At 50.7% G+C, this 13,573-nt stretch carries 10 protein-coding genes; 5 read left to right on the top strand and 5 right to left on the bottom strand.

Annotated elements, in window-relative coordinates; all coding sequences use genetic code 11:
* Positions 1–58: 58 nt before the first annotated feature.
* Positions 59–466, bottom strand: coding sequence for a DUF4332 domain-containing protein (locus QZ303_RS02200; RefSeq protein ID WP_295728450.1), 408 nt, complete (start codon positions 464–466; stop codon positions 59–61).
* Positions 467–545: 79 nt separating this feature from the next.
* Here QZ303_RS02200 and QZ303_RS02195 point away from each other — a divergent pair, with 79 nt between their 5' ends.
* Positions 546–1,421, top strand: coding sequence for a neutral zinc metallopeptidase (locus tag QZ303_RS02195; RefSeq protein ID WP_295728447.1), 876 nt, complete (start codon positions 546–548; stop codon positions 1,419–1,421).
* A 113-nt stretch (positions 1,422–1,534) separates the two neighbouring features.
* Positions 1,535–5,755 carry a choice-of-anchor J domain-containing protein gene (locus QZ303_RS02190; RefSeq protein WP_295728444.1) on the top strand — a complete coding sequence of 1,407 codons (4,221 nt, stop codon included), beginning with the start codon at positions 1,535–1,537 and terminating at the stop codon, positions 5,753–5,755.
* Positions 5,756–5,974: 219 nt separating this feature from the next.
* Here the strand turns inward: QZ303_RS02190 and QZ303_RS02185 are convergent, their stop codons facing one another.
* The 4 genes from QZ303_RS02185 to QZ303_RS02170 form a co-directional block, all read right to left on the bottom strand.
* Positions 5,975–6,901 carry a hypothetical protein gene (locus tag QZ303_RS02185; RefSeq protein ID WP_295728441.1) on the bottom strand — a complete coding sequence of 309 codons (927 nt, stop codon included), beginning with the start codon at positions 6,899–6,901 and terminating at the stop codon, positions 5,975–5,977.
* Complete coding sequence (locus tag QZ303_RS02180) at positions 6,898–7,341, bottom strand: T9SS type A sorting domain-containing protein (protein WP_295728440.1); 444 nt, start codon at positions 7,339–7,341, stop codon at positions 6,898–6,900. Before QZ303_RS02180 ends, QZ303_RS02185 begins: the two co-directional genes overlap by 4 nt.
* Positions 7,342–7,411: 70 nt before the next feature.
* The gene (locus QZ303_RS02175; protein WP_295728437.1) at positions 7,412–8,233 is read right to left on the bottom strand and encodes a hypothetical protein; all 822 of its coding nucleotides are present in this window, start codon (positions 8,231–8,233) and stop codon (positions 7,412–7,414) included.
* A 330-nt stretch (positions 8,234–8,563) separates the two neighbouring features.
* A complete protein-coding gene (locus QZ303_RS02170; RefSeq protein ID WP_295728434.1) occupies positions 8,564–9,964 on the bottom strand; it encodes a sodium:alanine symporter family protein in 1,401 nt (466 codons plus the stop codon).
* 255 nt (positions 9,965–10,219) lie between these two features.
* Between QZ303_RS02170 and QZ303_RS02165 the strand changes: the two genes are divergently transcribed.
* From QZ303_RS02165 to QZ303_RS02155, 3 genes are all read left to right on the top strand, one after another.
* A complete protein-coding gene (locus QZ303_RS02165) occupies positions 10,220–10,759 on the top strand; it encodes a sigma-70 family RNA polymerase sigma factor (protein ID WP_295728431.1) in 540 nt (179 codons plus the stop codon).
* A 164-nt stretch (positions 10,760–10,923) separates the two neighbouring features.
* Entirely contained in the window at positions 10,924–11,871 is a 948-nt protein-coding gene (locus QZ303_RS02160) for a FecR family protein (protein ID WP_295728428.1), read from the top strand.
* A 168-nt stretch (positions 11,872–12,039) separates the two neighbouring features.
* On the top strand, positions 12,040–13,545 hold the full coding sequence (locus tag QZ303_RS02155; protein ID WP_295728425.1) for a DUF4832 domain-containing protein: 1,506 nt from the start codon (positions 12,040–12,042) through the stop codon (positions 13,543–13,545).
* Positions 13,546–13,573 lie beyond the last annotated feature (28 nt).

Genomic DNA, 13,573 nt, shown 5'->3' with positions numbered 1-13,573 from the left:
AAAGGCGTTCTCCGACGATATGTCTTTATCGGACCTGCGATTGTGGACTGAGGACCGGTCAGTAGGTGATTATCGCATCAAGTTCCTTGGCCTGGTCGATCATGCGCTGAATTTCGGCGACTGACGGCACACGATTGCACAGATTCTTCTTGTCGTTTATCTCTACCAGCTTTGGCTGGAGATTTTCGGCCACACGATGCCGTAGTTCCTTCACGGTGTCGACGCCTGCCGCTTCAAGCAGTTCGGCGAATTGACCGGCTACACCTTTGATGCGGAAAAGGTCGGCATGGTTGGTCCATTTGAGGATTAGTTTCGGATTGATGCCCGTAGCTTCGGCTGTTTTTTCACGTCCGCTGCGTGTGGCACATTTCGTGAGCAGGTCATCGGTGGTGGCGATACCCGCTTCCCTTAGTTTGGCGGCATAAGATTCGCCTATGCCCTCCACTTGTTCAATCTTGTAAGCCATGGGTATAAATTTATTGATACAATAATGAAACAATCGGGAGCGATATTCAGTTTAATGAATAAACAATGGATGAAATATTATGAGACTTGACGGACGACGACAGAGCGGCAATATCAGCGACCGGCGCGGTCGTGCTTCGGGCCGCACTATAGGTATCGGCGGGGGCATAGTGGGCGTTATAATAGTCGCCATAATCACTCTTATGAAGGGTGGGGGCATCGGCGATGTGGTTTCCAATGTCGTGTCGCAGGGGCAGGGTAATTTTTCTTACGCAAGTCAGGAGTACACGCCTGATAGCGAGGAACAGCGTCTGGCAGAGCTTGCATCGAAGGTGCTCGCAGGCACGGAAGATGTCTGGACCGCTGAATTCCGCAGACAGGGATGGGGCGAATACGTGTGTCCGAAGATGGTGCTGTACACGGGTTCCGTGCAGTCCGGCTGCGGGAATGCCACCTCCCAGGTCGGGCCGTTTTATTGTTCGGCTGACCAGACCGTATATATCGACCTCGACTTTTTCAAAAGCATGGAGCAGTCGATAGGCGCGAGCGGCGATTTCGCATATGCCTATGTCATAGCCCATGAGGTGGGCCATCATGTGCAATATCTGCTCGGCACTCTCGACGAGGCCCACTCTGCCATGTCGAGGCTTTCCGAGAGCGAGGCCAACAAGATAAGCGTTAGGCTGGAGCTGCAGGCCGACTACTACGCCGGTGTGTGGGGTCATCTCGACAACAAGATGTTCGGCTCCATAGAACCCGGTGACATTGACAATGCCGTGAACGCCGCGTCGAAAATAGGCGATGATTACCTGCAACGCAAGGCTTATGGATATGAACAGCCTGAAAGTTTCAACCACGGGCGTTCGTCGCAGCGTGTCAAATGGCTTTCACGAGGCATTTCTAACGGCGATCCTTTGCAGGGCGACACGTTTACGCCGTCGTATTCATCATTGTAGTTGCATTGTGTATGTATGTTTTTAGGGATTGACTGGTGTACTTGTGGATGTTTTAACGTATATTTGCGGGAAACATACATAATTTACCAATCATTACCTAAAAATCACTACGTATGATTAAGAAATCCGCGCCATGGGTGTTAGCAGCCATAGCGCTTGTATCTCCTCCCTCGGTGGATGCTGCCGAACTGTGGGGCAATATTTTGTCGTCGGATGCATGGGATTCTCCGCGCGACAACTACGGTGTGTACTCTTTTCAGTCAAGTGCCGACAATTTCGGGTTCAAACTCTTGAAACACAAGAGTTCGATGAATGTGAACGGCGGAGGTACCTATTTCGACGGTAAACATTACTGGATCAATTGGGAGTCGTATGGGATGGGCAACTGGTATGCCGACGATTACGCCGACGATTGGCGTAACGTGGACGGGAACTATTTTTTCGACGAGACAGTCGTGCCATGGGACATAGCCTACAACCCTAAGGACGGACTTGTGTACGGTATATTCAACAGCGGTACCGAGATTTCCACACTCGACTTCGCCACAATGAAAACCTCTCCTGTCACTACCATCAACACCGGATTTCCTGCCGTTGCCATAGCGGTCAACAAGGATGGCGTGCCTTACTGGATCGACAGCCAGGGTTCGTGCAGCTTCTGGAACACACAATATGGATTCGGATTCGCACAACAGGTGGTGAGGAGCGGCGTACGCGTTTCGGAGAAGGCACAGAGTGCCGCATTCGACGACGAGACCGGACTACTATATTGGGCTGCGACGCTTGAGGACGGCACTACCGCGCTCTATTCGCTTAATGTCGCCGACAAGACCTGCGAGAAGGTGGTCGATTTCCCGAATAATGAATATGTGGTGTCGCTAAGGGTAGTCAACGATGCTGTAGCCTCGGGAGCGCCGGCGCGTGTATCAGATCTTGCCGCCGCTTTTGAAGGAAGTTCCTTGTCGGGCAGCATATCGTTCACACTGCCGGTAAAGAGCATTGACGGAAACCTCCTTGATGGCACGCTTGATTACACTCTTGGTGTGAATGGCGAAGAACGCGTCAAGGCTTCCGGCAATCCCGGAGATAAAGTCTCGCATGAACTTGAACTGCCGGAAGGTATGGCCAACATATCTGTTGTGGCAAGTAATGCGCAGGGGGCCGGTCAGGAAGCCAAGACTTCGTTATATATAGGCAACGACACTCCCGAAGCTCCATCGAAGGTAGCGCTTGCGGAGAACGACGGCAAGCTTGTGCTTACATGGAATGCTCCGGGAGCGACCGGTTCCCACGGCGGATATGTTGATGCGGAATCCGTTACATACACGGTAGTGCGCTATCCCGGTGAGGTGACCGTTGCCGACGGCATTTCGACAACCGCATTCGAAGAGGCTGTTCCCGATGCGCCGCTTACCACATATTATTATAATGTATATGCTGTCGCTGCCGGAAAGCAGAGCATGCCCGGACGTTCAGGCTCTCTTGTTGCCGGAAACGCCCTTGAAGTGCCATGGATGGAGACATTCGCCACTCGCGACGGATTCTCCATGTTCGACGTTATAGATGTCGCCGGCGACTGGTCTACATGGATGTGGATGTCGCAGGGTATGGCACGTTGTTCCAATAGCTATTACACCGATAATGATGATTGGCTGGTCACTCCTCCGGTTCATCTCAAGTCCGACCGTACATATGTGGTCGGGTTCATGACGAGCGTAGAGGAGGCATATATGCCCCAACGTCTTACTGTGCTTTGGGGGGATGCCGATAAGGACGCTACGGAGTATGTCGATGAGGTGATGCCGCTCACCGAGCTTGACAATGAAGAATGGGTTCGCCACAGTGCCACGATACGTGCTCCCAAGGATGGTGATTACAAGATAGCGTTCCACTGTACTTCGCCTTCCGGATATTATTCCCTTTCGCTTAAGGATGTCGGTATTGACGAGGGCGCTCTCTTGTCTGCTCCCGGTGCCTGCTCCGAGGTGACTGCTGTCGCAGGCGCCAAGGGAGCTATGGAGGCGCGTATAGCTTTCAACGCACCGTCTGTCACGGTAGGTGGCGACGCGCTTGCCTCTATCTCCCGCATAGAGGTGATTTCCGGCGGACGAATTGTTGATGGTGTCGATTCTCCGGAGTGTGGCAGAAGCTACTCGGTTGTCGATTCCGATCCCTTGGAAGGTTTCAACAGTTATGTCGTCGTTGCATATGCCGGCGATGTGAAAGGGTCAGAGACGGCTGTGAAATGCTACGTGGGGACGGATACACCTTCTCCCGTATCCGATATACGTCTTATCGACAATGGTGACGGTTCGGCGACTCTGCGCTGGGATGCCGTGTCGGAAACCGGTGCCAACGGCGGATATGTCAATCCGTCCGATGTCACCTATTCTGTCTATACTTCCGGGAATGCGCTTGTAAAGGAGGGTATAACCGGATTGACCTATGATATCCCATCTGTCGAACAGACTTCGGAACCGTCCTCCGTGATATATCGTCTGACGGCTGCGAATGCCAAAGGCGAGAGTGCCATGAAGCGTTCGACTGTCATGCTGCTCGGCCCGTCAGCCGGGTTGCCGTTCGCCGATTCGTTTGCCGGAGGTACTCCTTCCCAGCATTGGTTCCTCGAATCGCCAAACAGCATGTATTCATTCCGTGCCACGACCCTGATGGCTCAGGACGGTGATCTCGGAGCCAATGCGTGGCGTTCGGGTGCGGCAGGAGAAGAGGCATGGGTGGCTTCGGCCAAGATTACGGCAAAGGGTGCTGCAAATCCGGTGCTGACATTCTGGTATCATGCTTATCCCGGCACTCCCAACGGTCTGGGTGTCTACCTCTCTTGTGCCGGCAAGGAGATCCGTCATCTTGCTACGGTAGACTATTCCGCGCTCGACGGCGATGCCGGATGGCGCAAGATGGTGCTTCCGCTCTCTGATGCCGCTTCGCTCGATTATGTAAGCATAAGGTTCAAGGGATTCGCCGGAGAGGAAAATGCCAACATCGTGATAGACAACATACTTGTGGCCGATATGCCGGGTAATGATTTCGGGGTAAGGATGTCTGCGCCTGTACGCGCCCGTCGTGGTCGTCCGGTCGGCATACCTGTAACGGTCGCCAACAACGGGAGCAGAGACAAAGCTCCGTTTACTCTCAAGGTGACGGTCAACGGGAATGTTGCCGCAGAGATTTCAGGCTCGTTTGATTCGGGAGAGGAGCGTGTCTACACTGTGGATTATACTCCGAATCTGGCCGATGGCGATGCTTTGGCCGTGGTAACCTCGGTGGTTTCCGAGAATGATGAGGTGGCGGACAACGATGTTACTCCTCAGGCCATGATAGAGGTAGTCCCGGTCGATGGTCTTGCTGCTGTCAATGACCTTTCCGCTATTGTCTCCGGCAATGACGTGCATCTGTCATGGAGCGCTCCCGCTAATGTCGAAGGCGGCACGTTCACAGAGTCGTTCGAGCACTGTGAGCCATGGGCTACGGCATCGCTCGGCGATTGGACAACTGTCGATGCCGATGGATTCCGCACGTTCGGCATATATGACGTGGAGTGGCCCGGAAAGATGGAGCCACATGCGTTCATCGTCTTTAACCCACTTCTTGCCACCGGGCTTACCGGTGAGGAGGAAGAGTTCATGCCGCATTCAGGATCGCAGTTCCTTGCATGTTTCGACGCGGATCCTGAAGAACCTGCCAATGTCGGTGATGTGAGGAACGATGACTGGCTGATATCGCCTCAATTGTCGGGTGCTGCTCAGACAGTGTCCTTCTATGCCCGAAGCCTTGACCCATACATGACACCCGAAACTTTTGAGGTGCTTGCATCATCTGCGGGAAGCGCTCTCTCTGATTTCGATGTGACATTAGGCCGTCGCACTGCCGACCGGTCCGGTTGGGCCCTCTACACGTTTGATCTGCCTGAGGGCACGCAGCATTTTGCGATACACGTGGTTTCGGTCAATTGCTATGCGTTGTTCGTCGACGACATCACCTATGAGTCCGCCTCGGCCACGGTTGGCAGCTACAATGTGTATCGTGACGGTGCACTTGTCGGCAATACCGCCGTGCCGTCATTCATCGACAGAGCTGCTGCGGATGGTGACCATACCTATTTCGTAGGTGTATGCTACGACCGTGGAGAGTCCGGTGCATCAAATGAGGTGGTGCTTTCATCGAGTGGCATTGACGGCGTTGTGTCCGGTGACAAGATAGCCGATGCCGACATATTCTCGTTGACGGGCATCAAAGTAGGCCGCGGATTGGATGATCTCGACAGACTTCCTGCCGGGGTCTACATAATGGGCGGTCGTAAGATACGTATCAAATGACAGTCTTATCTGGAGTTTGTTTGTGACAAGCAGTTGATTTTGTCCTGATTGCTTATATCGAACTCACGTTATTTATAAAACGTTCAGCTACTAAAGTATTACGATATGACAAAGCCCCGAGATGAAAGTCGGGGCTTTGTCATTTTAGTATATTAAAAAGAAAATTTGTTTGTTGATGTTTTTTTATGGGGTGTATTCTTGAATTATCTTGTTTTAGACTCAGAATGCGAGTATTGGACGTATGCCCACATATTCACCCCAGCTTTTAAAGCTGCCCGATACGGCCACGCGGTCGAGCATGAAATATACATTCCAGGCGCGGTCTATCCACATGCCTTCTGTTTCGACACCGTATTCGTTGCATGTCCAATAGCTATAGCCTGTCGTATCGAAAAGGGTGACATCCGATGGTTGAAGTAGCTCAAATCTGCCGTTTAGCAGGTCGCGCACCTTTGGATCTTGTCGTCCCATGGTTGTTATGTTGCCTTCGATGTCTCCAAAGCAGGCAAGCACCATTTCTCGGCCCGAACCGATATACCATCCGGAGCTGGTTGCCGGAGTTGGCACCGCTGAGCGGTAGCTGGCGAGGGCCGTCATGGCTGTTACAGGCCATTGGGTATTATCGGGCGCCTCATTGAATGCATTGAGATATTGAGTGTAAGTATATCCGACACATTTGTTGACAGGTGCGTTGTCGTCTTTTGTGGATTTCACCGCAGGATATCCGTTTGCCGTCAGCCAGTCGCTCACAGTCTTATCGGTGCCGTATGTTTCGTATTTTTCATGCCATGACACTGTTTTTTCATTGAGTGCGATGGCGAGCCCGTGGGTGCATTCGGGATGCTCGGTGCGCATTTTTTCGTCGTCGACGGAGGGATTGCCCACATAAAAGACTACGGCTATGGGAGTCTTGGATTTGTCAAGTTCAGTGGACCAGGTGCCGTCGCTATAGTAGAAATCACCGATTGAGGGGCCTTCGGGCATGGGTGAGGTCTCCGGGTCAAATGTTATGGATTCTACTGATGAACTTTCAAATTTCATCGTCTGGCCGTTTTTAAGGCTGATGATAAGTCCGCTCTGTGCCCATGTACACAGGCTTGTCAGTATCAGCATGAGGAGGAGAGTATATTTTCGTGGAATTTTCATTGTTTGATTATTTTGCAAGATTTACCTTCGGTTGTAGAGATGATGTAGGTCCCGGATGTCAGTGCGTCGAGCGGTATGACGGCTGATCCATCGGCTTCAATGGTTCTTTGTATCATTATTGAACCTTTAGTATTATATACCGATACGTCACCTCCCGGCTTGAACCCGTCAAGGCGTACGGTTTCGTTGTCTGTATAGGTGATACGGTGTTCGGCGGCATTGATGGCATCGATAGAACTGGTTTTGGAGAATCTGAATTGCTTTACATCGCTCATCTGATGGATATCGTCTATCTCGGGAGCGGTTATATTCATTGTATTTCCGACAAACTTGACCTTGGGTCTGTTTGACAGCACATAGCTGAACGTTTGACCGTCATTGTATTCGACGGATAGTTTCTCCTCTGCGCGGGATTGTAGAGTGGCTGTCAAGATTGTCACTAAAACAGCCGTTATTGTTCGTAGATGTATCATACGTTTTCAGATATTATATATTGAGTTTTATATGTGATTAGAACGCCAATATAAAACGTGGCAGAAAGTTTGAGAAATTATCTTTTACGCTGCCTTCCACGGTGCCGTCGTATGTGCATACGGTATAGGCGAATCCTCCGAACTCAGTGCTTGTCCAGATGTTGTAAGCCCACTGGGAGTTAAATATCAGATTGGCACCGTATATGTTGATCAAAGCATTATCGACGACATTCCTGGTTGCAAGTGTCTTTGTCGCGTCAAGGATTTCGGTCTGGTCAGGTACTCCGTTTATGAGTATGAAGAGTTCCTTGACACTTGGCACGTACCAGCCTGACGAAGAGGCCGGGGCCGGGTATTTTGTCTGGAAGTCATCGAGTTTCTCAACCGGCACCACTGTATAGCCTGAATTGGCCTTGTTGAAGGCGGTGATAGCTTTTGTGTTGTTGTATCCGAGGGATTTATTACGGATTTCGTCTTGTCCGTAATTTGATTCGGTAGATACATATTCCGGCAGATTTGCCGTCACCCATTTGCTGATAGCAGAACCATAGCTTCTGAAGTCGTTTTGCCAGATGCAGCCGGTCTGGTCTCCAAAAGCCGATATTACAAGTCCGTGAGTGCATCCCGGATGGTCGGCTTTAAGCACGGCGTCCTCGGCTGTGGGATCGCCTGTGTAAAATATTACACCGATAGGATTTTTGTTGTAGTCGATTTCAGATGACCATGTACCGTCAGCATAATAAAAGTCACCTACTTTAGGAGAGACATAGTCGTCATTGATGTTGTCAGTGAATGTGATGCTCTCGATTTGATTTGTCTGCAAGGTCACAGGCTCTCCGTTAAAGACGTGTAACGTCATACTTTGGGCATGGGCATAAGCAGGCAAAAATACCATGCTCGTTCCAAGCAGGATTTTTGCAAAAGCCTTAATCATGTGATAAATGAATTAAAAAACGATAAAAAATCCGGGAGGACAACAAACTCGAAGTAAAACCTGTAGAATCGGTAGCAGAAGCAACAATGCAGGATTTATCCGGCTACACATGAGGGAGGCAACCCGGATTTCATAAATTTGCCACACCGGACGTGTATCCGGTTGTAAAGGTACGGAAATATTAGAATTGCTAAACTATTTTATGGCTTTTTTAACAAAAAAACTTCTAATTGTCATGCACACTCAGTGTTATTTTTACCAGCATTCCGTGCGGTCGGCAATTTCAGGGATGGTTTCTTTGCGGTAGACCGGATCTTTGCCTTGGCGTCTCTGCTTCATATAGTCGTTGAGGCATATTGCTGCATATCGCCCGAGAACGAGTATGGCGATTATGTTGCATAACGTCATCAGGGCCATTGTTATGTCGGCGATTGCCCATACAAGGTCGAGCGACGCCACAGTGCCGGCCATTACCATTGCGGCGCTTGCTATTCTTAGTCCGATGCGTAATCGGCTGCTGCGGTGTATGAAGTCAAGGTTGTTTTCGCCGTAGTAGTAGTTGGCGATTATGCTCGTGAAGCCGAAAAGCATTATCGCGGCAGCGACAAATACGGTTGCTATCACGCCAACCTCGTCGGAAAGCGCGGCCTGTGTAAGTTCGATGCCGGTAAGGCCGCTGTCGAACATGCCGCTGCAAAGTATGATGAAGGCTGTGGCCGTACACACTAACAGGGTGTCTACATATACCCCGAGCGTCTGAATCAGGCCTTGTTTGGCGGGATGGCTCACGGCAGCTGTCGCGGCCGCGTTGGGCGTCGATCCCTCGCCGGCCTCGTTGCTGAACAGCCCGCGCTTCACCCCCATGATCATCGCCATGCCGAGCGAGCCTCCGGCTGCCTGGTTTATGCCAAAGGCATTCTCAAATATGAGTTTCATCACATGGGGGAAATAGCCGATACGCATCGCTATTACGTAAAGGGCAAGCATGATGTAAAGAATGGCCATCACGGGTACGAGCACTTCATTTATGCGTGCTATGCGCCGGATGCCGCCGAAGATTACCGCGAGGGTCAATGCTGTAAGGATTACGCCGATCCATACACGGCTCAATCCGAAACTGCTATGTAAGGCTAAGGATATCGTATTGCTCTGTACCGAGTTGAACGCGAACGCGAAAGTCAGTGTTATGAGAATCGCGAATGTCACAGCCCACCACCGGCGGCCGGTTCCTTTCTGTATGTAGTAGGCCGGTCCTCCACAGTAGGAATCTTTTCCCTTTTCTTTGAACAACTGGGCCAATGTCGACTCCACGAATGCGTTAGCGGAACTGAGCAGTGCCACTACCCACATCCAGAATACCGCACCCGGGCCGCCGATGGCTATGGCTATCCCTACGCCGGCGATATTGCCCGTGCCTACACGGCTGGCCAATGATATCGCGAAAGCCTGGAATGAGCTTATGCGTTTCTTTGACTGTTGCCCGGATTGCGTGTCGTCACATCGTTCACCCGAACGTACAAGCAACCTCGCCATCTCGCCTATGAGACGGAACTGAACCCCACGGAGCTTCAGTGTGAAATATAATCCTGCCCCAAGCAGTATGGCTATGAGCAGATAGCTCCAAAGAAAGTCATTTATTGCATTGATTATGTTCATACATTACTATAAACGGTGGTATGTGTGTCGCTGTTGTGGATTCACTTTCGGAAAAATGGTTAAAAGATGTGACGAACCTATATATTTTTCCCGGGCATACGTCTGTTGGTAATGTAAGGGTACTCTTTTTCCGTTTCCTCAAAAAACATAATGATGCTTCACGCACAATTCGCCAAAAAGCATTATCTTTGGCGTGTGAATGTGTGACATAAAAATAACATACCTTAAAGAAAAGCTGATCGGCCACCACTGCAAATGGAAGCCAATATTATTTATCGTATCACAAAGGGCGATGAACGCGCATTTGACCGGATGATGGATGCCTGGTCGGCACGTTTGTATCGTTATGCGTTAAATATCACTCGGTCGAGTGAGGTTGCGGAAGAGGTGGTCAGTGATGTGTTTCTTGAAGTGTGGAAGTCGCGTGGCTCACTCCTTGAGATCGCTTCGCTCGAGAGCTGGTTGCGCACTGTCACCTACCGCAAGGCAGTTACTGCCTTGCGCCACCTCGCCTCGCGCCCCGAGGGCGTGTCGCTCGACGAGGTGGCGCAATTTATAATGGACCCTATCCCTTCTCCCGACGAAGATATCATATCGCGTGAAGAAGGGGAAAGGCTCAATGAAGCCATCAGGCAGCTCCCCGACAAGTGTCGTCACGTTTTTTATCTTGCAAAGATAGATTGCATTTCATACAAGGAGATTGCCGCCATGCTCGATATCACAGTGGCTACGGTCAACTATCATGTGGGATATGCGATGGATTCATTGCGCCGGGCGCTGAGAACGCCGTCGTAGGATTCATTATTTATAGTGAGTACGTTAATGGAATATACATTGGGATATGGCGGCGCGCTGTATCGTGACTGTTTTCCGGACTTAACCAAAAAAAGTATAAAAAATAGCGTTTTTGACCTATATGTTCGTCGACGGTTTGCGTCTGCTATTATAGAGACATGAATATGAATCACGACAATCCACATATCCCGAAAGACAACAGCGACCAGATTGATCGCCGTATCGATTTGTTTCTCGACGGTTTTCGTTCTGACGATGATGTCGATCTGGAACGGATTAAGATGCTCTCAAGAAGCAAGATCCGAATGGAGCAGGTGCGAGAACGTATGAAAACGCGTAGAAAGGTGTTTGCATGCGTCGCGGCTGCTGCGGTAGTGGCATGCATTATCGGTGTCGCCACATGGATCATTAACCCGGTTTCATCATTTAACGTATCGGAAGCTTCGGAGTCTCTTCTTGCCGATGCCGGATATGTCACCTTGCATGTTCCTGCCGGCGAATGCCGTGAGATTTCCCTGCCTGACGGTTCTGTCATTATAGCCAATGCGCGCACTGTCGTGAAGTATCCGGGAGAGTTCCGTGGATCGGAGCGGCGTATATATGCCGATGGAGAGGTGTATTGCTGTATTGCCAGGGATACTTTACGACCCTTTGTCGTGGAGAGCAGGGGATTTGACGTGAAGGTGTTGGGAACTACATTCAATGTACGCAATTCCTCTGATTCGACAGCCAATGTAGTGCTTGTCGAGGGATCGGTCGAAATAAATACGGACTCACATGAGTGCGTCAGGATGAGTCCTGACGACCGTGTGGATCTGCACAACGGTAACATAACCTCCATGCGCAGCGTGGACACGTCGCTCTATACTTCATGGATTAACGGCATGCTGTATTTCAAGGGTGAGCCGATGCGTTCTGTAATATCGCGCATCAATGATTACTATGATCTTGACATCACCTGCGATTCCGCTCTTGCCGGTGTAAAGGTCTACGGTAAGCTCAATCTTAAGGGTAGCCATACCGAGGTTATCAATTCTATCCAGTCTATCGTTCCAATGAATGTGGAACGCCGTGGCCGGCATATAATATTGCGGCCTATAGAGGGGGTCTGACGGGCTTCCTGCGGCATGCGAAAATAGTAGCAGCCCCCTCGATATCTAAATTATTGCGATATGGTAATTTATCCGATGATGAATATTGTCGGAGGGCGATTCTTATCCTTATCAGGAAACCACGATAACACAATATAAATGAAACTATTATCATCATTTTGCAAATCAATGGCAGGTGTTGCCGCCGTAATGTTCGGGGCTATTCCCGTGAATGCGGCTTCTGCATTGACTTCCGTGACAATTGCTCCTGACACGGTGAGTGTGTTCCGTAACCCGCTCACCGGTTGGGTGATGTATCTGGGCCGTACCTGGGATTCTGATTTCTGGGAGACACGTGGCTATGACTCCATGTTGACCTCTACCGGCGACACCGTTCGCGTAAGCGATTACGCCTCATGCGCTTATATACGCACATCATGGGCTTCTTTCGAGCCGGAAGAGGGAAAGTATGCCTGGAATGACCCCGATTCGCGTTTGATGCGTCTGATACGCTCGGTCTGGGACAGGGGCATGCGTATAGCTTTCAGAGTGGTGATTGACGGACGTGACCAAGGACAGAACACCCCTCAATATGTGTTTGATGCCGGGGCCGAAGGATATTATGACCCTAAGAATCCCGGGCAAAATTATTCCCCATATCCCGATGATCCTGTTTTTCAGGAAAAGTACGAGAAATTCTTCCATGCCATGGCCGAGGAGTTCGATGATCCTGAAAAAGTCGAGTTCATCGATGCGTATTCTTTGGGAAAGTGGGGGGAGAGCCATTCCATGATATACAAGGATAATGCCAACAAGGAGCCGGTGTTCGACTGGGTGACTTCGCTTGCCACCTCTTGTTTCAAGCGGGTGCCCATGCTGGTGCACTATCACCGCATGCTCGGTGATCCCACCGACGACGGATGGGGTGCCGTGCCGGAGAATGCGGAGAAGCTCATCGGCAAGGCCGTTGACCTCGGCTTTTCCCTGCGCCACGATGCTTTCGGCATGACAGGCTATTATGAAGATTGGGAGAAAGAGCAGGCGCGTAAGTGGAATTTCCGACGTCCCATCATAATGGAAGGCGGTTGGATTACCGGCGCGCACCATCGTTATTGGCGCGATCCTTCAGGGGAATATCGCGAGGGGCATGCCGCAGACGTAAGGCTTGGCGAGTACAAGGCGTCACGTGAGGCACGTGTGAATATGATGGACTTACGTATCAACGACGAAACGCGCTCATGGTTTGAGGAGGCTTTCCCGTTGGTGAAGAGTTTTGTGGCGCATGGCGGATACAGGCTTTATCCCGATTCATTGTCGCTCCCTTCCGAGTTCAAGGCAGGCGAGCCGGTAACCATAACCCATAGGTGGAATAATATTGGCTGGGGATATTGCCCGACCAACATTCCCCAATGGAACCAGTGCTATAAGGTGGGATTCGCATTGCTTGACACTGCTACTCTGGAGCCTGTGAAAGTATGGGCGGACAATGACACACGTCTGGATCTGTGGCTTAAAGGTGAGCCTGTTTCCTATACTTCCCGTTTCAATATCGAAGGTGTGGCTCCCGGCAACTATGTGTGGGGTGTGGCGCTCGTCGATGTCAGAAACGATTGCCGGGTAGGCCTCCGCATAGCAGCAAAAGACAATGTCACGCCCTTAGGGTGGGTGGCTCTCAGCAGCGTCAGTGTAAAGTAGACCAATGATTTTCTAACAACACTTTACA

The sequence above is a fragment of the uncultured Muribaculum sp. genome (genome assembly GCF_910583865.1).
Classification (GTDB): domain Bacteria; phylum Bacteroidota; class Bacteroidia; order Bacteroidales; family Muribaculaceae; genus Muribaculum.
The sequence above is the reverse complement of the archived record's forward strand: the minus strand, read 5'-3'. Positions and strand labels throughout refer to the sequence as shown.

What these genes read in the sequence shown, in the direction of transcription:
- QZ303_RS02200 (WP_295728450.1), bottom strand. Translation starts at nt 466, where the DNA reads ATGGCTTACAAGATTGAACAAGTGGAGGGCATAGGCGAATCTTATGCC.
- QZ303_RS02195 (WP_295728447.1), top strand. Translation starts at nt 546, where the DNA reads ATGAGACTTGACGGACGACGACAGAGCGGCAATATCAGCGACCGGCGC.
- QZ303_RS02190 (WP_295728444.1), top strand. Translation starts at nt 1,535, where the DNA reads ATGATTAAGAAATCCGCGCCATGGGTGTTAGCAGCCATAGCGCTTGTA.
- QZ303_RS02185 (WP_295728441.1), bottom strand. Translation starts at nt 6,901, where the DNA reads ATGAAAATTCCACGAAAATATACTCTCCTCCTCATGCTGATACTGACA.
- QZ303_RS02175 (WP_295728437.1), bottom strand. Translation starts at nt 8,233, where the DNA reads ATGACGTTACACGTCTTTAACGGAGAGCCTGTGACCTTGCAGACAAAT.
- QZ303_RS02170 (WP_295728434.1), bottom strand. Translation starts at nt 9,964, where the DNA reads ATGAACATAATCAATGCAATAAATGACTTTCTTTGGAGCTATCTGCTC.
- QZ303_RS02165 (WP_295728431.1), top strand. Translation starts at nt 10,220, where the DNA reads ATGGAAGCCAATATTATTTATCGTATCACAAAGGGCGATGAACGCGCA.
- QZ303_RS02160 (WP_295728428.1), top strand. Translation starts at nt 10,924, where the DNA reads ATGAATCACGACAATCCACATATCCCGAAAGACAACAGCGACCAGATT.
- QZ303_RS02155 (WP_295728425.1), top strand. Translation starts at nt 12,040, where the DNA reads ATGGCAGGTGTTGCCGCCGTAATGTTCGGGGCTATTCCCGTGAATGCG.